Annotated in this window: 17 protein-coding genes and 6 pseudogenes; 8 read left to right on the forward strand and 15 right to left on the reverse strand. The window is 29.6% G+C overall.

The features are described 5' to 3' along the window. Window positions 1-243 precede the first annotated feature (243 nt). Window positions 244-552 (reverse strand): Arm DNA-binding domain-containing protein, encoded by a 309-nt coding sequence (locus tag DK405_RS13090; RefSeq protein WP_064612844.1) that lies wholly within the window; start codon window positions 550-552, stop codon window positions 244-246. A gap of 418 nt (window positions 553-970) precedes the next feature. After that, window positions 971-1,177: a transposase gene (locus tag DK405_RS07235; RefSeq protein ID WP_410522040.1), complete on the reverse strand. Its 207-nt coding sequence runs from the start codon at window positions 1,175-1,177 to the stop codon at window positions 971-973. On the opposite strand from DK405_RS07235, the pseudogene DK405_RS07240 reads away from it, so the two are divergent. Further along, a pseudogene (locus DK405_RS07240) lies at window positions 1,158-1,547 on the forward strand (transposase); the annotation flags it as partial. The gene DK405_RS07235 and the pseudogene DK405_RS07240 sit on opposite strands and share 20 nt — an antisense overlap. 137 nt (window positions 1,548-1,684) lie before the next feature. Here the strand turns inward: DK405_RS07240 and DK405_RS07245 are convergent. Next, window positions 1,685-2,381 (reverse strand): annotated as a pseudogene (locus tag DK405_RS07245) (IS5 family transposase). A gap of 283 nt (window positions 2,382-2,664) precedes the next feature. Between DK405_RS07245 and DK405_RS07250 the strand changes: the two are divergent. From DK405_RS07250 to DK405_RS07265, 3 genes and pseudogenes are all read left to right on the forward strand, one after another. Beyond that, the gene (locus tag DK405_RS07250; protein ID WP_045912581.1) at window positions 2,665-3,471 is read left to right on the forward strand and encodes a uracil-DNA glycosylase; all 807 of its coding nucleotides are present in this window, start codon (window positions 2,665-2,667) and stop codon (window positions 3,469-3,471) included. A gap of 1,170 nt (window positions 3,472-4,641) precedes the next feature. Beyond that, window positions 4,642-4,887 (forward strand): annotated as a pseudogene (locus DK405_RS15800) (transposase); the annotation flags it as partial. 265 nt (window positions 4,888-5,152) lie between these two features. Further along, a complete protein-coding gene (locus DK405_RS07265) occupies window positions 5,153-6,436 on the forward strand; it encodes an amino acid permease (RefSeq protein ID WP_045912582.1) in 1,284 nt (427 codons plus the stop codon). Window positions 6,437-6,775: 339 nt separating this feature from the next. On the opposite strand, the gene DK405_RS07270 is transcribed toward DK405_RS07265, so the two are convergent. Next, entirely contained in the window at window positions 6,776-9,694 is a 2,919-nt protein-coding gene (locus DK405_RS07270; protein ID WP_052691703.1) for a hypothetical protein, read from the reverse strand. A gap of 432 nt (window positions 9,695-10,126) precedes the next feature. Between DK405_RS07270 and DK405_RS07275 the strand changes: the two genes are divergently transcribed. Next, entirely contained in the window at window positions 10,127-10,522 is a 396-nt protein-coding gene (locus DK405_RS07275) for a helix-turn-helix domain-containing protein (RefSeq protein WP_045912583.1), read from the forward strand. 595 nt (window positions 10,523-11,117) lie between these two features. Here the strand turns inward: DK405_RS07275 and DK405_RS07285 are convergent. The 5 genes from DK405_RS07285 to ccmA all read right to left on the reverse strand — a co-directional run bounded on the left by DK405_RS07285 (window position 11,118) and on the right by ccmA (window position 15,777). After that, window positions 11,118-12,314, reverse strand: a complete 1,197-nt coding sequence (locus tag DK405_RS07285) for a cytochrome b (RefSeq protein ID WP_045912584.1) — start codon at window positions 12,312-12,314, stop codon at window positions 11,118-11,120. A 140-nt stretch (window positions 12,315-12,454) separates the two neighbouring features. Further along, window positions 12,455-13,120 carry a ubiquinol-cytochrome c reductase iron-sulfur subunit gene (gene petA, locus DK405_RS07290; RefSeq protein WP_108839724.1) on the reverse strand — a complete coding sequence of 222 codons (666 nt, stop codon included), beginning with the start codon at window positions 13,118-13,120 and terminating at the stop codon, window positions 12,455-12,457. A gap of 111 nt (window positions 13,121-13,231) precedes the next feature. After that, window positions 13,232-14,371: a DUF2670 domain-containing protein gene (locus DK405_RS07295; protein WP_045912585.1), complete on the reverse strand. Its 1,140-nt coding sequence runs from the start codon at window positions 14,369-14,371 to the stop codon at window positions 13,232-13,234. 153 nt (window positions 14,372-14,524) lie between these two features. Further along, window positions 14,525-15,175, reverse strand: a complete 651-nt coding sequence (locus tag DK405_RS07300) for a heme exporter protein CcmB (protein ID WP_045912586.1) — start codon at window positions 15,173-15,175, stop codon at window positions 14,525-14,527. Then, on the reverse strand, window positions 15,172-15,777 hold the full coding sequence (gene ccmA, locus DK405_RS07305; protein WP_045912587.1) for a heme ABC exporter ATP-binding protein CcmA: 606 nt from the start codon (window positions 15,775-15,777) through the stop codon (window positions 15,172-15,174). Before ccmA ends, DK405_RS07300 begins: the two co-directional genes overlap by 4 nt. Before the next feature lie 338 nt (window positions 15,778-16,115). Between ccmA and DK405_RS07310 the strand changes: the two genes are divergently transcribed. Beyond that, entirely contained in the window at window positions 16,116-16,976 is an 861-nt protein-coding gene (locus tag DK405_RS07310; protein ID WP_064612842.1) for an aconitase family protein, read from the forward strand. A 296-nt stretch (window positions 16,977-17,272) separates the two neighbouring features. Here DK405_RS07310 and DK405_RS15805 read toward each other — a convergent pair whose 3' ends face one another. The 6 genes and pseudogenes from DK405_RS15805 to DK405_RS07330 all read right to left on the reverse strand — a co-directional run. Further along, window positions 17,273-17,368, reverse strand: a complete 96-nt coding sequence (locus tag DK405_RS15805; protein WP_080946459.1) for a reverse transcriptase N-terminal domain-containing protein — start codon at window positions 17,366-17,368, stop codon at window positions 17,273-17,275. 102 nt (window positions 17,369-17,470) lie between these two features. Then, window positions 17,471-17,635: pseudogene (locus DK405_RS14220) on the reverse strand (DNA adenine methylase); the annotation flags it as partial. 1 nt (window position 17,636) lies between these two features. Further along, window positions 17,637-17,882: pseudogene (locus DK405_RS07320) on the reverse strand (transposase); the annotation flags it as partial. 5 nt (window positions 17,883-17,887) lie between these two features. Beyond that, window positions 17,888-18,424, reverse strand: a complete 537-nt coding sequence (locus DK405_RS14225) for an IS630 family transposase (RefSeq protein ID WP_064612841.1) — start codon at window positions 18,422-18,424, stop codon at window positions 17,888-17,890. 18 nt (window positions 18,425-18,442) lie between these two features. Continuing rightward, entirely contained in the window at window positions 18,443-18,754 is a 312-nt protein-coding gene (locus tag DK405_RS14230) for an IS630 transposase-related protein (protein ID WP_045913000.1), read from the reverse strand. A 49-nt stretch (window positions 18,755-18,803) separates the two neighbouring features. Continuing rightward, window positions 18,804-18,973 (reverse strand): annotated as a pseudogene (locus DK405_RS07330) (transposase); the annotation flags it as partial. Window positions 18,974-19,148: 175 nt separating this feature from the next. Here DK405_RS07330 and DK405_RS14235 point away from each other — a divergent pair. Together DK405_RS14235 and DK405_RS14240 are read left to right on the forward strand one after the other, a co-directional pair. Beyond that, the gene (locus tag DK405_RS14235) at window positions 19,149-19,949 is read left to right on the forward strand and encodes a hypothetical protein (RefSeq protein ID WP_231967696.1); all 801 of its coding nucleotides are present in this window, start codon (window positions 19,149-19,151) and stop codon (window positions 19,947-19,949) included. Between the two features lie 19 nt (window positions 19,950-19,968). Further along, window positions 19,969-20,709: a DnaA N-terminal domain-containing protein gene (locus tag DK405_RS14240; protein WP_231967698.1), complete on the forward strand. Its 741-nt coding sequence runs from the start codon at window positions 19,969-19,971 to the stop codon at window positions 20,707-20,709. Window positions 20,710-20,717: the final 8 nt, after the last annotated feature.

The raw sequence follows: 20,717 nt of genomic DNA on the forward strand, positions 1-20,717 counted from the left end.
CATTTGCTGTGGCATATTTTCCCTCTTTGCTGATATCATTGAATATTTGTTCAATATCATTACTTTTAATATCACTTATCTTTTTTAAAATAACAGTTTCCCATAATTATGTATTCTTGCAGTATCTTTCTGCAAGTTTATAGTATATATTTTGGTATACTCTTCAATATACTTATAACACAGCTCTTTGAATGTAATCTCTTGTCTTTCTTTTATACGATTCTCATTTTCTTCTATCTGTTGTTAACATTTTACTTCTCTTGAATCTATTCCGTTCGCCATTAATGTCTTTAATTCTATTGCTTTTTTTGTAGCTTCTTTAATAGATACATATGGAAATTCTCCTATCCTTATTTTTAAACTCTGGTTTTTAAATTTTTGTTCTAAAACCCATGTTTTTCTTACTCTTCCTCCACAGACTGTACATGAGATTTTCAGTTTAAGTCCTCTTATATATGGATGGTGGATAATTTCTGATTTTTCTCCCTCAGGAATTTTAATTTTATTTAATGACCGCTTTGTAAACTTTGATGATGATGATATTGAAGGCATAATTACCCCACATAATATTAATGTTGATATTATTAATATATATTACGTTTTATTGAACATCTGATATAAATTATGCTTTTTTTGATATCAAATTTTTTATACTAATTTGTTCATAATACATATAACTTGAAAATCACTTATCAATCCCAGGTTGTATATATTTTTTGATCATTAGATTAACCTCTAGATTGAAAACTGATCACCAATTTCCTAAATTTTCTGTCAACCTTTTGTCAACCTTTTGCTTTAATTTTTTTGTTATATTGACAAATATTGCAAATATGTTTATAGTTAAGGTTGAAGCTTGATTAAAAATATTAATAAAAATTAACACAAGTTAATAGTAGGTTCTATAAAGTGTAGAAGTTAATAAAAATTAACTTTTCTTCTTCCTTATATTTGATCTACCTTTGCATTTTTACCTATAGCACATCTTATTGATTATAAGATGAAGCTTAAAGAGTAAGAACAAAACATAACTACTTTTACCAATTTTAGAAATTTTGTTAAAAACTCTATTGCTGGATGTACGTTTATTATGACAAATTGCTAACTTTGTAGAATCGATGTAATATATACCAATCTCTTCTCCTTTCAGATAATGCGTTAATACGACTAAAGGCAATAAAAGCGATCTATCTGTAGCTTCAGTTATTTCTAAAGGCTTATCTGGTAAATTGTTTGGTGATAAAGCTTACATATCTAAAGAGTTATTTCATCAACTCTTCTCCAATGGTCTACGTTTATTTACTAATCTTCGTAAAGATATGAAAACATATTTATTGGACATAGATGATAAGCTTTTATTAAATAAACGTTCCTTAATTGAGTCTGTCTTTAATGTACTAAAAAAACACATGCATTTAGAGCATACTCGACATCGCTCTCATATTAACTTCTTTGTTCATATAATTGCTTCTCTTGCTAGTTATTCCATCTCCAAACTTAATCCCTATCTTATCTCTTCTTCTTTCTCTTCTAATCACTTATCCTAAATTAGCGTTATTATGCTAAGGGAATTTCTTTATACGAACTTGGACAACATCAAGAAGCAATAGACCTCTTTCAAAACTGGTTAATGTAGTTCAAAATTATAAATGCCAGATATCAAATTAAATCTAAGACCGAATCTTTATTTGTCAGCAATAATTTTGAACCGTTTTAGCATACCAATAACGTTTTCATTCACAACTCTTGCTCCTGCTAATCTACAATTATTCTTTTTATCATTTTTAGTTAAAGGATTTTTCTTGCTTTTTTTCTTTAGTAATTCAGAATTATTGTGAATTTTTTGTATACCTTGATATCCTGTATCAGTAATCGCTTTAACCTTAGGATGAATAAGAATTTTGGATTCCTTAAATAATCTAAAGTCATGTTTTTAACCGTTAGAAAAATCTGTACATATTACTTGATGCGTTTTCTTGTCTGCCACTATTTGAGTTTTTAGTGTATGCCTTTTCTTCTTTCCTGAATAATAGAATTTTTGTTTTTTTTATGTCTTTCTATAGGAGTCTCAGTAGCATCAATCAAGACCACTTCATAATTCATATCACTCTTCATTATAGCTTTACGACCTGTAAGAGCAAAGTTTAGGTGTTTAACTAGGGTGTCTTCTACCCATTTTACAGCTTTATATGCTGAACTTTCACTAATCCCATAGTTCTGGCATATATGGAAATAAGTGCGGTATTCTCTAAGGTATTCTAAGACCATCAGCAACTGTTCATCCAAATTGAGCTATTTTTACCCACACATTTTGATTTCTTAAGACAATCAGCTTGCCTAAAAATATCCACCATCTTTGAGAATGTTCCCTTCCTTACCACTGTTAATCAACGAAATTTTTCATCCTTTAACTCTTTAATCTGATCGAATTTCATTATTACCTCAAATCAGATCTTTATAACACTATTCTACATCATTGTCTACTTTCGAAAGAAGTCTAATGATTGCAGTGTTCCTTCATTATACAAGTTAAGTCCTTGGTTTGAAAATTTTTATATACTTATTTAATTCAAGTGTTAAAATGCTTTAAGCTCATTTTTATAAGTAAGGTTTAATCTAAAAACTTAGTGATATTTTTGATAAGATTTATTAAGGTAATGTTTCATGAATCATAAATTCATTTCAGCTGTTAAAGCATTAAAATGGTATAGCTACATGTGTATTGATGATAACATAATTTATGATGGTACAGCATCTTTGGATCAATGTAATTCTATTAGTATTAGCAAAGCTAAAACATTAATAGCTCAAAATTCAGCTGGATTTAATAATAATCAAAACACACATTTAGCTGTATTATCAGATTCAAGGCAACTTGCAGATAGTGTGCATACATTAGAAGATTTAAAATCATCAGTCACTTCTTTTGATGGCTGCTTGCTCAAAAAAACAGCATTAAATACAGTATTTGGAGATGGTATTCCATCAGCTCCAATTATGCTTATAGGTGAAGCTCCAGGGCAAAATGAAGATAAACACGGTATTCCTTTTTGTGGCGAAAGTGGTAAGTTACTTGATAATATGTTACAATCCATTAATTTATCACGCACTAAAAATGTATATATTACTAATACAGTGTTTTGGCGTCCACCAGCTAATCGCAGACCTACATCTGATGAGTTGGTAATTTGCAGGCCATTTGTTGAAAAACACATTGCTATAATCAATCCCAAGCTGATAATATTGGTTGGAAGTACTGCAGCAACAAGCATGTTAGGAGATCATGTTAAAATTTCCAAAATCAGACAAGAATATTTTTTATACAAAAACTGTTATCTAACTTTCTCGATTCCTATTACTGCTATTTTTCACCCAGCATATATGTTAAGACAGCCTTTACAAAAAAAAGCTTGCTGGTTTGATTTGCTAAAAATACAACAATTCATATTACAAAAATATATTACAATATAAACTGTATGTATCTAATAGTAATTGATACGCACTACGAAGTATATATGAGCTAGCTGTTGAAAGAAAAGAACAAAGTTGGAAATTACTACCTATCACATATCTGCCTACCTATGCTTTGTCTATTACATTACTGCAATATACTCAAGGCTCTATACTTGGTATGTTTTAGGCTTGTATTTTTCCATCTCTGTTCTTTTCAATAGCTAGCTCACTTATACCATTTGTATGATGCATGCAAAATCTACCTTATAGCAGGCTTTACTTTTTAGCTAAGCTATTTTATTCTCAATCTTTCTTCTTCGCAACCTAATGATACTAAGATTTTCGATATGATTTTATTTGGATGAACATTTGAATCATCTATAGTCAACGTCTTATTTACAACTCTATTTGTATACACTGTTACTGTATTCACACTAGTTCGTGCATAAACTTCCGTTGATTTAATACTACTATTCCAGCTTTTTTACAAATTATTGTGTACTGCTGAATGTGATAAGTGTTTGCTATTGTCTATTAGGCTTAGCAATACCAATTTACATTGAGTGTTGCTTTAAGTATTCAAATATCGTTTTTCCACTTTTACTCTTAGTTTTTGGTATACGCTATATTTTTTCCAAAAAGCTTATTTCTTTCCATCACATTCTTGATATATTACCTTTACATGCTGCAGTTAATAAAGCTGCCAATGCAAGAATTTTTCTGCCAGTTCTGATCGCTTTCACGATTCTGTTATATGGCTAAGCCACTATAAAACAGTTATATTATATACTTTTTGAAAAGCATATCTAGTTTATAGTGATAGCTAAACTATTACAACTGTTTTATAATAGTTTAGCTATATGAGACTGTAAAAAGTAGGTTCATTTGTAGCTTACTTTAAGTTTATCAACTATAAATTTAAGTTACTTGTTTTAAAGAAAAAATAATTTTATAAAAAAAATGCAGGTTTTTATATATTTTTTCTGATATGCAATTAAAACATTAGCATCAACTGAAGAATTATTCTTCAAAACACAATAAATAATATATAATTCGAGAATTTATAAGCATAAAACATTTCAAAATATAGTACGAATTGGTAAGAGTTCTACAGAATTGTTTTTGAATGTGAGCTTTTATTCTAACTCATGATAATATTGATGATAGAACAGTAGTAGAACATTTGGTACGAAACTTAAAGGATGGCTATTTAATGATCGCAGATTTATTAGTAAAAGATTTGCTGTATCACTTGCTAATCATGGTTTAGAGCTAATCATAAAAATTAGATCCAACATGAAAGAAAAAGTAATTCATCATATAAAAACTTTGCTTCTTAACAAAAGACATATTATAGAAACTATTAATAATCAGTTAAAATATCTTTTCCATATTAATCGTACTCGCCATAGGTGTTATGAATTTTCAAACTAATCTCCTTTCTGTACATTGCTTGCTTATCTTTTTAAAACTAATAAAATTTCTGTTTCTTTTTCAAGTTTAAATCATCTTTCTATTTCTTTACTAGCCTATGAATATATCAAACTCGTGTTGGTTTATAGTAATATTTTTTAAACTTATAGCAGAAACAATAGCTTCTTATATCTAAATTCTTAGTTACACTATTTAAAAAAGTTACTATTATTAATATTCAATAAAAATATTTTTATCCTATAAATTTAATATAACTTTAATTTTTATGTCAACAGTAAAAAAAATAGGTTTTTGGTCAGTTTTATCAATTGTAATAAGCAGCCAAGTTGGCTCTGGTGTATTTCTTTTACCAAGCACTTTAGCACCATTTGGTTATATTGGAATTCTAAGCTTGTTGTTAACTGGCTTATGTGCAACACTTTTAGCACTGATTTTTGCGAACTTATGCAGACAATTCCCTAAGACAGGAGGACCACATGCTTTTGTTTATAAAGCTTTCGGAATAAAAGCAGCATTTTTTACTGCCTGGACTTACTGGATAATATCTTGGATTAGTTCTGTAGCACTTGTATTGACTGCAGTTAGCTATATCAGTTACATATTTGATTGCTACAACATATATATTACCATAACATTAAAAGTCGCAATAACAATTATATCAATGCTATTAAACCTTAATGGATTATATGCTTCTAGATGGTTAGATTTTGCGCTTACCTTACTTAAAATACCTTCCTTAGTAATTTTACCGCTTATTTGTATACCTTCAATTAATTATAGCTATTTTTTCATTAACGAAAATTATACCATACACTCCTATCTACAAGCTTTACAAGCAGCGGCTTTTATAACATTTTGGGGATTTATTGGAGTTGAAACAGCTACAGCACCAGCTGAAGCTGTTATAAATCCAACTAAAACTATTCCGCGAGCAATTATTATTGGTACTAGTTGTGTCATAGCAATGTATTTACTATCGAATATAGCAATATTAGGAACAGTTCCAAATAATATTTTGAAAGTATCTACAGCACCATTTGCTGAAGCTGCAAATATTATTCTTGGAGGTCATTGGAATAAAATTATCGCATTTACAGCAATAATAATCTGTCTAAGTACTCTAAATGCTTGGATTTTAACTAGTGGTCAAATAGCTTTAGGAGCTGCTAATGATCAATTATTTCCTCAACTTTTTTTAAAAACAAATCAACAAGGAGCTCCAATATGGGGAATCATTATTTCATCATTAGGAATGGTAGTATTAATACTTTGTACTATAAATTCAAATTTAGCTGAACAAATAAATTTCGTGATTAACATATCTGTTGTTGCATTCTTATGGATTTATGCTATTTGCACTATTAGCTATTTAAAAATTCTATCTATTTCAAATCATAAACAAATTAACTATAGCAGCATTATTATTAGTGTTATTGCTTTAACATTTTGTATATGGATTATGCTAGGATCAGGCTGGTATATGTTATTATCATCTTTATTTTTTATTACTACTGGTATACCAGTTTACCTATATATAACCCGAGTTTGATACGAGTAGAATTTCAAACTATAAACAGAGCAAGTATTACAACTGTTAGTTAAACATTAAAAAATAAAAATGTACATAAAAAAACAAATAAAACTATTATTATCTAGCTAACAAAGACTTTCTATGTAATAGAAAACTTTATCAAGTGTTTATAAATTAAGCTATACTACAATGTAATTATTGCAAATAAACAATAGTAAATTTTACCATTGTATTATAAAAATTAATCATCTTGTAGATGAGTAACAGTTACATAATCTGGTTAATACTTATTCCTATTGCTATTTTTCTTATATCAAACTAAGATTAAAAAATTATATCTTTGTTAGTAGTGCTAATCTATTGTTCAACATTATTATTAAAAATACTACCTCCAGTATTGTCAACATTAGCACTCATTTGCTCAAAAATTTGCTCTGGAGTAGCTTCAGATTGTTCAAAAAACATAGAATCTGTATTAGCTTCAGCATAGTTTCGAGCATAATCAAGATCTTGTCCACTTGCTATAGCATCAGCAAAAAGTTCAGCATAGTATCTAGCGTACTCTGGTTTTTTACCACTACTTAGACAATCAGCGTAAGCTTCAGCATAGTTGTGAGCATGACATTCTCCCTTTTGATGATTTTCAATAGACAAACTAAAACCTTCAATATATTTTTGAGCAAAATCTTTGGCAGAATGTTCAGTTATACCGTGAGCTATATGCTTAACAACAATAGAAGCATAGATACTTGCATAACTATGGTTTAGTCCAAATTTCATGCTTTCGTTATAAGCTCTAGAATAATCATCATCATGATCAAATAATATATTACTATTTTGTTGCTCAAAATCTGGAATAAGACTATCAATATTAGCACTCATTTGCTCCAAAATATGCTCTTGAGTAGCTTCAGATTCTTCAAAAAATATAAAATCTGCATTAGCATCAGCGTAGTTTCGAGCATAATCATGATCTTTTCCACTTGCTATAGCATCAGCAAAAAGTTCAGCATAGTTTCTAGCATACTCTGGTTTTTTACCACTACTTAGACAATCAGCGTAAGCTTCAGCATAGTTGTGAGCATGACATTCTCCCTTTTGATGATTTTCAATAGACGAACTAAAACCTTCAATATAGCTTTGAGCAAAAATTTTAGCAGAATATTCCGTTATTCCATGAGCCATATGCTTGCTAACAATAGAAGCATAGATACTTGCATAACTATGGTTTAGTCCAAATTGCATGCCTTCGTTATAAGCTCTAGAATAATCATCATCAGGATCAGATAATATATTACTACTTTGTTGCTCAAAATCTGGAATAATACTATTAATATATTCTTCTTCTGCCATGTAAATATTAGGACTTATATCTGCTGTAGTGCTAGAAGAAGATCCACAATCTTGACTTATAACATCCGTAACTAACTTAAGCACTTCTTCTGAATCTGATGAAGATATAGCAGCAGATTCCATCATCTCAATATTAGTAGTACTATACTCTTTCGTTGAAGTACTTGGCAATTCTTGTATATTATCATCTTGTTGTTCAAGCTGATTAGTAGTATCAGTATCTTCTTCTGTTTGTTGTGTAGTATCATCATATGATAATGATGACAAAAATTCTTTGAAGATAGCCTGAGTCTTAGAGCCACTTTTAGCAAATTTTGCAATATTCTGAAAAAATTGTTTCTTACCGATCTTATTTTTTTGCTGATCTGATAATATTTCTAATACCTCTTGAACAGTCTCTGTTATCTTAGCTCTAGCACTACTTAAAATAGTACAAAAATTAGAAAATTTGATTTCATATTTCTGCAGTAACATAAGTGCTTTTTTATCTAATATCTGTAATAGCTTTTCTAAAGCTTGTGGGCCAGCTGCACCAGCTCCATTTAAGATGTGACTAATATTAGAAAATTGAATTCCAAGCTTAGTTAGTTCTTGTATTCTAGAACTTTCTAATACCTTTAATAGCTTTTCTAAAGCTTGTGGGCCAGCTGCACCAGCTCCATTTAATATGCCACTAATATTAGAAAATTGAATTCCAAGCTTAGTTAGTTCTTGTATTCTAGAACTTTCTAATACCTTTAATAGCTTTTCTAAAGCTTGTGGGCCAGCTGCACCAGCTCCATTTAATATGCCACTAATATTAGAAAATTGAATTCCAAGCTTAGTTAGTTCTTGTATTCTAGGGCCTTCTAATACCTTTAATAGCTTTTCTAAAGCTTGTGAGCCAGCTGCACCAGCTCCAGCTAAGATGCTACTAATATTAGAAAATTGAATTCCAAGCTTAGTTAGTTCTTGTATTCTAGGGCCTTCTAATACCTTTAATAGCTTTTCTAAAGCTTGTGAGCCAGCTGCACCAGCTCTAGCTAAGATGCTACTAATATTAGAAAATTGAATTCCAAGCTTAGTTAGTTCTTGTATTCTAGGGCCTTCTAATACCTTTAATAGCTTTTCTAAAGCTTGTGGGCCAGCTGCACCAGCTCCAGCTAAGATGCTACTAATATTAGAAAATTGAATTCCAAGCTTAGTTAGTTCTTGTATTCTAGGGCCTTCTAATACCTTTAATAGCTTTTCTAGAGCTTGTGGGCCAGCTGCACCAGCTCCATTTAAAATGCTACTAATATTAGAAAATCGAATTCCAAGCTTAGTTAGTTCTTGTATTCTAGGGCCTTCTAATACCTTTAATAGCTTTTCTAAAGCATCGCTAGTATTATGGGGCATTCCACGTAAGATAACAGTAATACTAGAAAATTGACACTTACAGCATTCTAATATTTTTGTTAACTGAGTTGATATTGTATAAGTGCCATCTGGTCTTAGGATGCATAATGTATCTAATATTTTTTCTAAACTATTTGGTAGATTACTAGGTAACTCATCTCTTAAAATACTGACAATGCTAGAAAAAGGGATACCATATTTCTTTAGGCATTTTACTCTAGAATCTGTTAATTTAGGTAATAGCAGTGCTAATATTTTTACTGTTGCTGTTGTATGATTATGTAAGAGACTAGAAATGTTAGATGCTGAAATAGTACCATGTTGTATCAGTATTTTAACATACTCTATACTTGTATAGATATTACCTGTTTTAGCAAATAGAAGCGTAAAATCTGGTTCAAAATAACGATGACTTTTAAGAATATTGTGAATATACTTCTTAACTGCTGGAAGTTTTTCCAGCATATCTTTTACTTCGGCATTATGATTAAGATATTCTTCTAGATTACACGTATTAGTTAGTATTTTAGGCTGTTTAGGTCTCAAGTGATTAATCGTTTGTAAGTTTATTTAAGATTTTTCAAAATAAGTACAAATCATTAAAAACTTTAGTTATATAGCTTACACTGTTAATGTAGTTACACTTTGATAAAAGGAAAAAATGAAATACGTAAAGAGCAGACTTATCTCACACTTTGTGAAATGAAAAATATCATTTCACAAAGTGTGACTACCTTAACAATGTAAGCTATAAATATAAAAATTGGATTAACTGCAAATTTTTTATTCTCTTGAATAATGCTAATTTTTATTTCATTTTTAATGAAAAGTTCAGCATTAACATATAGGATATAGAAATATAGTCAACTTTAAGTTGTACTTTGTTGTCATATATAGTCATTTACAATATAGTATGAGCATAGTATTCTGAAATGAAAATGCCAAAATCATATATCCAAAGACTTTCGAGAGAAAGTAATGAAATGTGTTATTCAAGGAAAAAGTTGTAATGCTGCCTCAGTAAAATTTGATATAGCGGCAAACACAGTAAGAAATTGGTATAAAAGATATCAATTAGAAGGTTATTATAAAGAAAAATCTCATTTTGGCAAAAAGGGGAAAATAGATAAGATAGAAAAAATATATTTCGCTAAATCCAAATCTAACTCTGGCACAAGCAGGAAAACATTTTGGAATTTCAATAATGGTAGAGAGTTATTACATGAAAAAATTTGGCTATACTGTACCAACTGGTCCATTACAGTGTTCAGCAACAATTATTTCAGCAGTGTTATGAGATCTATCTCGTCTAGCTTTCCATTCTATTCTGTGTGTTCTGCAGTACCAGGATCTGGTTCTGATCTGGATAAATAATACTCTTCTCTATATATAGCCATTTATAATGAAGTTTGCGTATAAAATATCATGTTAGTAAATCTTATGATGTTATTGTCGCTTTTTCTATACTCAAACTTCATTGAAAATGACTATATATTTGCAGATTTATCAGTAGACAAGGTTTTACTCTTACTACTTGTAGTATTGATACTAGAATAGTAGCAAAATATTTAGTACGTGAAAGTAAATGGTGATATTTGCTGATAGTTGATTTATTAGAAAAAAAACTTGCTGTATCACTTGCTAAGTAAAGCTTAGAGCTAATCACAAAAATTAGGTTCAACAAGAAAGAAAAAGTAATTCATCCTATAAAATATCTACTTCTTAATAGAAAGCATATTATAGAAACTATTAATAATTAGTTAAAAAATCTTTTCCATATTGATTATAATCACCATAGGTCTGTGTTATGTATTTTCAAACTAATATCATTGCTTTATTTCTTGCTTATGTTTTTAAGCATAACAAAATTTTTGTTTCTTTTTTTTAGTTTGAATCATCTTTCGCTTTCTTTATATCAGCTCTTATTTCTTAGTTATATCCAACTTAGGTTCAATAATAACGTTTTTCCTTAGATAATGTTACTAGGAGTAGGTAAAGTCTGCTCGTAACGAGATATAAAAGGGACTAGTACCAAAAAGTGTAAAAAATAATATGTAGCAGCTAATCTACTTACTGTCAAATAAGGTTCTTCAGCTGGCTTGCCACCAACATAACCTAAAACTAAACAGTCAATAATAAATAGCCAAAAAGCAATACGATATATAGGTCTATAATTGCAGCTTCTCACTTTTGATTGGTCTAACCATGGCAAGAAAAACAGTAATAAAATAGACGAAAACATTAATGTAATTCCTCCAAGTTTTGAAGGAACAGCTCTTAGAATTGCATAAAATGGTAAAAAATACCACTCAGGAACAATATGATGTGGAGTTAATAATGGATCAGCTGGAATATAATTATCAGGATGACCTAAATAATTAGGCTGATAAAAAATAAAAGCAGCAAAAATTAAAAAGTAAATTCCAAAACCAAAAAAATCCTTTACAGTATAGTAAGGGTGAAAAGGTATAGTATCTTTTTTAGATTTAATGTCAATTCCAGTAGGATTATTAGAACCATGAACATGAAGCGCTATTAAATGTAACCCTACCAAAGCAGTAATAACAAACGGTAGTAGATAATGCAAAGCAAAAAAGCGATTTAAGGTTGGATTAGCTACTGAAAATCCTCCCCATAACCAAGTAACAATGCTCTTACCTATTAATGGAATTGCTGAAAAAAGATTAGTAATTACTGTTGCTCCCCAATAACTCATTTGCCCCCAAGGTAAAACATATCCCATAAAAGCAGTAGCCATCATGCATAAAAAAATCACAATGCCAATGTGCCATAATAATTCTCTAGGGGCCTTATATGAGCCGTAATATAAACCACGAGCTATATGAATATATACTACAGCAAAAAACATTGATGCTCCTACTGCATGCATATAGCGTATTAACCAACCATAATTTACATTTCGCATGATATTTTCTACACTATCAAAGGCATGGTCAACATGAGGAGTATAATGCATAGCTAAGAAAATCCCGCTAATAATCTGTATTACTAGGGCAATACCAGCAATAGATCCAAGATTCCAAAAGTAATTAAGATTTTTTGGAACTTGATAAGAGGCTAAATGCTTAAAAAATGAAAATATTGGTAATCTATAATTAATCCATTCTATTATTGAATTTTTCGGCCTTTTACTACTATGCTCCATTTATTTTATTTCCTCTAGCTTTGTATATTTTGAAATAATACTAACTTACTTTAACTGATACTTACTAAGTAACTTTTGTATATCATTTTATTTTCTTAGAAAGAGTTGACTTTCATAAGTATAAACTTAGAAAACAACAGTTAACCAATTTTAATTTTTTTATCAGTAATAAATTGATAAGGAGGGATTTCTAAATTTTTAGGAGCAGGTCCTTTTCTTATTCGGCCAGAAGTATCATAATGTGACCCATGGCATGGACAAAACCATCCATTATACTCTCCACTACGATCTGTAGGAATACATCCAAGATGCGTACATATTCCTATTACAACTAACCATTGATCGTATCCAGACTTTACTCTAGTATTATCTTCTTCTGGATCAATTAACTCAGACAAATTAACTGCTCTTGCTTCTTTTATTTCCTCATCAGTTCTATGCTTAATAAATACCGGCTTACCTTGCCAGCTTATTGTCATAGCTTGTCCGCACTGAATTTTATCAATATCCACTTCAACAGATGATAAAGCTGAAACATTTGCTGCTGGATTTAATGAATCAATAAACGGCCATAAACTGCTAACTGCTCCAATACTAGCCATGCTGGTAGCTGTAAGTACCATAAAATCTCTTCTAGTTACTTTTGTATTTGAGTCATCATTACTTGTTGATAAATTTAGATCTGAACTCAAAGTTTGATTTAGAGATACATTATTTAGCTTTTGTGTTTGCCTTGTACTACGTTTATCAATATTGGCCTCTGCAATAGATTTTGCAGCTTCAATATTCTTATCAATATTACTCATCTTAATAGTTAGTAACGTTAATAACAACCTATTGTTATGATATTACTCCATTGCTAGAAAAAATCAATAACTTATCAGTTTAGCAAAATTATTATCTAATTCTATTGTTTATTAACTTGTTTGATTAAATATTTCTATTCTTGCTTTTAAGTCAGCTTTTTTTTGAGATAATTCATCTTTTTGTGTTTGTAACATAGTAATTTTAGTATGTAATAATTTTTTTTCTTGTATTAATTTTTGTTGCTGTATTGATATCTGCTTTAGCCGTAACTCTATTCTATTCTTTTCAGCAAAATCATTATTATTTTCTATAATTCCTTTTAATGTTTCTTCTAAGACCTTAGTTTCATGCTTATTTTGCTGAAATTCTTTTTCTACTGCAGTTTCTTTCTCTTTAATTTTCTGCTCCTGATCTAATAATTCTCCTTCTTGATACTCTAACTCATTGCTTTCATAGCTCAATCCTTCTGCTAACTTTTCATCCAATGATCCTTTTAGTTGATGAAGTCTCTTAACAAATTCATGATCAATACTAGAACGCATATTACTACGAATATATGGAATTAAACTATTAATTCTCATTTTAGTTTCCATCATTTCTGTGTTTAGCTTTGTTTGTTTTTGTAGTATAACTTGTCGCTTTGCTTGTAATAATATTTCTTGTCGTGCTAACACTTGTGAATCAGTAGATAATGCAGTACTTGTAATTTTGTTTGATTGAGCCCGATATGCTTTACATTCATTCTTGAATGTTTCACGCTCTTCTCTTAATGTCTGAGCTCTGCTACTCTGTACATTAATAGTAGCAAGTAATTCTGAACAAGAATCATTATAATTTCGTTGATCTTTTTTTTTAATGATTTCTTGATACCTTTCTACTTGTTCAAGATCGTTATTTATTTCCTGAGCATCTCCTTCTTCAAGAATTTGATCATGTTCTGTAGATTCATATTTAGGATGATCTCCAATACACTTCCATAGCTCAGACCATTGACCATTAGCAAGATGCGAAGTGCAATGTTTAGCAATTGCTTTAGCCTCTCCTAATTCATAATTCATTATTTGAGTAAAAACCAATAATTTTTCTTGTACTACCTTATTTGTAAAAATCAGATATATTACTATTATGCTAGTTGTATAGATAGCTAGAGTCCACTTTTTGATAAAAATGTAAGGTACCAATGCCATTGGATTTTTAAAAATTCGACCAACATATCTAAATATTGGCTCTGTAAAATAGTAAAACCACATTAGTATTATTTAATTAAATTAATTAATTTCATATTTCTAGCAGTTAAAATATCATATCATTTTATATTTTAGCATGTTAAACTTAACCTTTTTTCAACTTAACTAAAATAGTTTGAGTATTCTATAAATTAATCTCTTGCTCTATTAAGATTCTTACTGAATATTATAAATATTCTTGATAAGATACTCTCCTAATAGTACAGAAATTGATAAGAATAACAACGTAATTCCTACTAGAATGGGTAAAAAATTTTCAATATTGTTAGAATATTCAATAATTAAGCCAGTAATAATGAGCCCAGGAATAATTAATGGTATAATAATTACTGAAATCAGATAGGAGTTAACATAAAAATATGATTGAATAATTGATGTTAAGGTAGTGATGCTAGAAATTTGAAGAAATAATAATAAACTTGAAAGAAGTTTTGCAATTTGATCACAAGTTAAATTATACAATATTGCTATTATTGGTATAGTTAAAATAAATGGTATAATTACTACAGTAAATAAACCTATTATTTTTGCGACAGTAATATGATAAGCATTTTCAACAATCAATAAGTTGTCTAAGCTACCGTCTTCTAAATCTTTTTTAATCCCAAAAACTGAAAGATTAAATATTGCTAAGATATATACTATTAGTGTTAGTAATGTGCCAAAAGTTGAAAGATTTTGCGGAGTTGTAATCATTGACAGTGCTAAAATTGCCGTTATAGCATGAATAAATATGTATTGTGGCATAGTATAAACTTTATGGTAGATATATATTTCATGCTTTAATAAAAGTAATAGTCTATTCATTTTTTATACTGCTCTAAATTAACTTCCAGTACATTTGACCATGGTGATGGAGAATGCGAAGCCCACAAGACTATACCACCAGAATTAGTATGTATAGCTATCAAGTTGTAAACTAATTTACGATTTTCTTCATCTAAATTAGTTTCTACCTCGTCAAGAAGCCATATTTTAGAGTAACATGCCATTAGGCGTGCTAGTGCTACTTTTTTCTTCATACCGCTAGACAATTTATATACTTTTTCTGATAAGAAATCTGTTAATCGAAAATATGTTACGGCCGCTGGAATTAAAGTTACAGAATCATAAAATTTTGCCCACATAACTAAATTGTCTTCCACAGTTAAGTCAAGCTTTAACCCTAGTTGATGCCCTATGTACCCTAAAAAAGGCTTTTGTAATTTATTAGTTTGAATATTATGAATATATACTTCGCCTGCTGTTGGAGATTGTATGTTACCTATTATCTTTAATAATGAACTTTTGCCAGCACCATTTTTCCCTCTTATTATTGCTATAGCTCCAGGTAATAAAGTAATGCTTAGATTGGCAAATATTACTGTATTATTGGATGATATAAGTGATATATTTTGACAAGTGAACACTATAAGCTATATTGATTAGTTTTTAATTCATTCAAAACACTAGTAATTTTATAATATTAAGGTTTTAAAACTTGTGAATTTACTAAATTATATGAAAATCATTTACAAAAATAAATTGAATTTAGATATTGTAAAGAAATTAAAGATTAATAATAAAACATATTCTTTCTTCAGTTTAGTACAAGCTGCTAAAAATTTTAACATCTCTCTTAAGCAAATGCCTTATAGCTTAAGAATTCTTTTGGAAAATATCTTAAGACACAGCCATAATAATAACAATGTAATAGAAACTATTAACAGTTTTTCAAATTGGATAGCGAACCCTAAAGCAGTTAAAAATGAAATTGAATTTATGCCAGGTAGAATTAATGCAGGATTATACAGGTGCTCAATCATTAGTAGACTTAGGTTCTATGCGTGATACTGTAGCACATACTGGTGGAGATATAAATAAAATTAATCCGTTAATTCCAATTGATTTGATTATTGATCACTCTATACAAGTAGATGTTTATTGTACAAACTATGCTAAACAAAAAAACACTGAATTAAAAATTAAACGCAACATTGAAAGATATGAATTTTTAAGATGGAGAGCTAATGCGTTTCAAAATTTTTGTCTATTTCCACCTGGAACTGGTATTTGTCATCAAGTTAACCTAGAATATCTTAGCAAAGTAGTATGGACTAACAATATTAATGGTCAGCTTTATGCTTATCCTGATACCATAGTTGGTCTAGGTAGTCATACAACTATGGCTAATGGATTAGGTGCGCTTTGGTTGGGGATAGGTAGCATTGAAGCAGAAGCTGCTATGCTAGGACAAATGATACTACTTGTCCTACCTGAGATCATAGGAGTAAAGCTAACCAACTCTCTAAGAGAAGGAGTTAATGCTACAGATTTGGTACTTACAGTTACTAAAATACTGCGTGAAAAAGTCGTAGTAGGTAAATTTATTGAGCTCTTTGGAACAGGAGTAGATAATTTATCTTTGCATAATAGAGCTATTATTAGTAATATGTGTCCTGAATTTGGAGCAACTTGTGCTTATTTTCCAATCGATCAAGAAATAATAAAATACCTTACTTTAACTGGTAGAAAGAGCGATGATATTGAATTAGTTGAAAAATATGCAAAAAAGCAATTATTGTGGCATAAAACTAACGATGAAATTATTTTTCAGAAATTATTATAATAGTTGTAATGTTCAAATTAAGTCATTACCATATTTTGTAACAACAAGAATAGAATAAGCAAAAAGAAGAGTAGATAAAATTTGAATTAAGTTTGGAGATAAGAATAACTTGCGAAAGAAGCAATTACATGAACAAAGAAATGTTGCTATTATCTTCTCTACACTAGGAACTCTGTACATGATGGTCTCCAATATACAGCTTAAGGATCTTTAAGGCTAATTTTTATTGTTCAGGTTTCAAACTTTAGTATTGGAATATGAAATTTGCCTAAAGCAATTAGCTCCAATATTCTTTTTCATAGTTTTTTCGTTACTCTTCTAACTGCAATTACTTTACAGCTAAAAGAATTGATAAGCAAACGTTGCAAAGCTTTTACTTTGTCATATCTTATTTACCTGTATTATCTCTTTACGATACGCGTTTGATGACTTCTAACAACTTTAATAAAGTCAGATTATGAGAAGAAACAGATATATAGTCATCTATAATGAGGATTGATCTCATTAGGATTATTTTTAACAGTATTATAGCTAGTAATTAAATCGAGATTGATGTCAGAAAAAACATTTTAAATAAAAAATAAAGTACATCCACCAAGGAATGGCTCATAGTAATTATAGTGTGGACCTTGAAGAAGATGTTCTATTAATTTATTAACGTTAGGATAAGGAGTCAGGAGAAGAAGAAGAGATAAGATGGGGATTAAGTTTAGAGATAGAATAACTAGCAAGAGAATCAATTATATGAACAAAAAAATTAAGAGGAGAAGGGTGTCTAGTATGCTCTAAAAGCATATGTTTTTTTAGTACATTAAAGACAGACTCAATTAAAGAACGTTTATTTAATAACCGATTATCTTGTATGTCCAATAAATATGTTTTCATATCTTTACGAAGATTAGTATAGTCATTTACAATGAAGTTTGAGCATAGAAAAAAGAGATAATAGAATCATAAGATTTAGCAAATTGAGTAATTTGATGTCTAATCCACCGCTTCATATTAGCCGAAAACTTTTCTATCGGATTTAAATCTGGAGAATAAGGTGGAAGAAAAATAACTTTACAACCAACAGATTCTATTAACTCTTTAGTTTTTTTAGACTTATGAAACGCAGCATTATCTATTACTACAAACTGAGCAGGCTTTAACTCATTAATTAATACCTGCTGCACCCAAGCTTCAAATAATCTTGTATTACATGCACCATTAAATATCATAGGTGCGATTGATTTATTATTAACATAACCAGCTATAATATTTGTGCGATCGTAATATTTACCACTCTTTTTGCTGCTTACATGAGTTCCTTTTTTGCTCCACCATCTATCATTGCATATAGACATTTCAATTTCAATGCCACTTTCATCTATGTATGCCAAGTTTTCCTTAGGTATAGAACCTATTACTTGTTGATATTTTTCTCTTATTTCTGGTTTTGCTTCCATGTAGGTAAACGTTTTTTTTTAACTATAGCCGAATTTTTTCATGTAATAACTCGCTACTCTTATTAAAATTCCAAAATGTTTTCCTGTTTGTGCCAGAGTTAGATTTTGATTTAGCGAAATGTATTTTTCAAATTCTATCTTATATATTTTTTCTTTTTTACCAAGACGATCTCTTTCTTTATAATGACCTTCTGATTTATATCTTTTATACCAATTTCTTACTGTGTTTGCTGCTATATCAAATTTTACTGAGGCATCATTACAACTTTTTCCTTGATTAACACATTTTATTACTTCCTGCCGAAAGTCTTGGCTATATGATTTTGGCATTTTCTTTTCAGAATACTATACTCAAACTTCCTTCATTGTAAATGACTATAAATAAATGTAGACCATTGGTCAGCAGTTGATGAAATAACTCTTTAGATATGTAAGCTTTATCACCAAACAATTTACCAGATAAGCCTTTAGAAAACTGAAGCTACAGATAAGGTCGCTTTTATTGCCTTTAGTAATTTTAACTGACATTATTTCGCCTTTATTATTGATTTAAAGATGTTCTATAGGAAAAATTAGTCTTCTAAGGCAGATAGTATCAGTATGAAGATTTATATAGGTTTGGCATAATGATTTTTGTCAACCTTTTGAACAAAAATTTGATGGTAATTTGTAAAAAAATTATTTTCTAAAACACCTACTATAGCTGTATTTTTGGAGATGAAAAATGCGACCTGTAGTATTCGATTTTTTAACTAATAGTTGTAATATTATTAAAAAAAATAGTAACAATAATGACACAATATTTTATAACTTTATTGGAAATATCATTCCACCAGAATGGAGAAAGCTAACTGGAGATAATGGAAAAGCATTAAGTAAAACATCTAAACAGCTTTTATCATTCATAGTATTTAGACTACATATCTATTACAACAAAGATATAGATGAATTACAGGAAAGTTATCAGCTTTATGAAGATAAGCTGAATGTTGGTCAAAGAAGAGTTAGGCAATGCTTAGTAGAATTAAGAGATGCAGGTTTTATTGAAATTGAAAATAGGACAATCATTAAAGACAATGTGAAGTTACGTAATGTCCCTTGCATAAAAATTCTGAAAAATTTTCAGCACTATAGTGAAAAAGGGAAAGAAGAAAATATAGCCTTACCAGAAAAAAAATTTCGTCCCAACATGAAAGAAATTTCAGGTCAACCTGAAACTTTTTTCATGGACATATATAGATATATAAAAAAATCTAAAATATCTAGATCTACTGAAGGTGAGTTAGTAGAGAATAAAAAAAATGAAAATGAAGAACAAAATTTTCAAAATGTTGATGATTTTGAAAATGATATACGAACTTCAACTAAAAATTGTAATCAAGACATTAAATCACTAATAACAAAGATTCTCAAGTCTTCGAATGGTAAAAAAGAATGGTTCAAAAAGTACAGGCTAAAAGAGTTTTACCCACTAACACCAGAAGATGCAGTTGCACTGCAACACAAGTCTGATAAAGGTTTTTAACATATACTTTATCAACAAATTGCTATTAAAGCTAGCAGGTCGATATTCGAATTATCATTTTGGCTGTAAAGCATCAGTTCTAAACTATATAGCAAAAGTGTTAGCGAATGAATTACGAACTACTGATCAGGCAAATAGAGACAACTGTGGATTTGATAACGAATTTAATAAGGAAAAATATCTTACTCAAATTGAAACAAGCGCAAATCTTAGTAAGGAAAGTCAGTTGAAGCATAAAATTGCTGGTTCTTTTGAAGCAGCTATGGCTTATCAAATTTTGACTTCTTGTAGTTTTGGGCCAGCGGTTCGAACTAGGTTTTTTGTTAAGTTGCTTAAAAATATCACACTAACAGAATGTGATGAATCAAAGATATTACAAGCTGTACAAGATGTATATGGATACGAAATTCAAGAATTGCAAGTTACACCATTTGAGCAACCTACAACTGTTTCACAGAAACAAATCAATGAAGAAGAGTATCTCTTGAATCTCAGTAAACAACTGGGCTCTAACTCGACTTGGTACAAAGTACGAGAATCTTTAGTTACATGTTATGGTCAAGCTATCGATAAAGAATGGTTTAGTTCATTAAAAGTTGTAAATGAAGATAGTGTTAATAAAAAAATATTCATCAAAGCAAAAACAGAATTTGAAGATAGTTACATCAGAGAGAACTATCTGAAAGATCTTGAGTCCTCTTTTAAAGATCAGGGATTTTCTTTTGAGTTAGTTAAGTTTAGTAATTTTAATAAAATTTAAAGGGTGAT

Origin of the sequence: Orientia tsutsugamushi (assembly GCF_900327275.1) — a bacterium.
In the GTDB taxonomy this organism is placed as follows: domain Bacteria; phylum Pseudomonadota; class Alphaproteobacteria; order Rickettsiales; family Rickettsiaceae; genus Orientia; species Orientia tsutsugamushi.

Excerpts from the sequence above, each read along its gene's own strand:
- DK405_RS13090 (WP_064612844.1), bottom strand. The coding sequence starts at position 552 with ATGCCTTCAATATCATCATCATCAAAGTTTACAAAGCGGTCATTAAAT.
- DK405_RS07310 (WP_064612842.1), top strand. The coding sequence starts at position 16,116 with ATGAAATTGAATTTATGCCAGGTAGAATTAATGCAGGATTATACAGGT.
- DK405_RS07275 (WP_045912583.1), top strand. The coding sequence starts at position 10,127 with ATGAAATGTGTTATTCAAGGAAAAAGTTGTAATGCTGCCTCAGTAAAA.
- petA (WP_108839724.1), bottom strand. The coding sequence starts at position 13,120 with ATGAGTAATATTGATAAGAATATTGAAGCTGCAAAATCTATTGCAGAG.
- DK405_RS14225 (WP_064612841.1), bottom strand. The coding sequence starts at position 18,424 with ATGGAAGCAAAACCAGAAATAAGAGAAAAATATCAACAAGTAATAGGT.
- DK405_RS07250 (WP_045912581.1), top strand. The coding sequence starts at position 2,665 with ATGAATCATAAATTCATTTCAGCTGTTAAAGCATTAAAATGGTATAGC.
- DK405_RS07265 (WP_045912582.1), top strand. The coding sequence starts at position 5,153 with ATGTCAACAGTAAAAAAAATAGGTTTTTGGTCAGTTTTATCAATTGTA.
- DK405_RS07285 (WP_045912584.1), bottom strand. The coding sequence starts at position 12,314 with ATGGAGCATAGTAGTAAAAGGCCGAAAAATTCAATAATAGAATGGATT.
- DK405_RS07295 (WP_045912585.1), bottom strand. The coding sequence starts at position 14,371 with ATGTGGTTTTACTATTTTACAGAGCCAATATTTAGATATGTTGGTCGA.
- DK405_RS07300 (WP_045912586.1), bottom strand. The coding sequence starts at position 15,175 with ATGAATAGACTATTACTTTTATTAAAGCATGAAATATATATCTACCAT.
- DK405_RS14235 (WP_231967696.1), top strand. The coding sequence starts at position 19,149 with ATGCGACCTGTAGTATTCGATTTTTTAACTAATAGTTGTAATATTATT.
- DK405_RS14230 (WP_045913000.1), bottom strand. The coding sequence starts at position 18,754 with ATGCCAAAATCATATAGCCAAGACTTTCGGCAGGAAGTAATAAAATGT.